This is a genomic window from Anoxybacillus sp. LAT27 (assembly GCF_022030075.1).
GTDB lineage: Bacteria > Bacillota > Bacilli > Bacillales > Anoxybacillaceae > Anoxybacillus > Anoxybacillus kestanbolensis.
The window spans coordinates 1-272 of the sequence record NZ_JAIWYK010000173.1 but is presented as its reverse complement, the minus strand read 5'-3'; the positions used below and the strand labels follow the sequence as shown (position 1 = coordinate 272).

At 54.8% G+C, this 272-nt stretch carries 1 pseudogene; it reads right to left on the bottom strand.

Annotated features, from left to right (window positions below):
- A pseudogene (locus tag LD028_RS09005) lies at positions 1-232 on the bottom strand (elongation factor P); the annotation flags it as partial.
- Between the last annotated feature and the right edge of the window lie 40 nt (positions 233-272).

The window sequence follows — 272 nt, the reverse complement described above, 5'->3', positions numbered from 1 at the left end:
CGCCGTTGGCGTACAAATATTGCATTTTGCGTGTGTCGATTTGCGCCCGGTTCACTTTTTCGCCGGCGCGGAACGTCCGCTCCTGAATGGCGCCGGTGCGCAAATTGCGCAGCTTCGAACGGACGAACGCCGCCCCCTTGCCCGGCTTGACGTGCTGGAATTCAAGGACGCGCCAAATCTCGCCGTCCACCTCAATCGTAAGTCCTGTGCGAAAATCGTTGACTGAAATCATTAGCCGAAATCCTCCTCACGCAATCCATTATAAAATGATC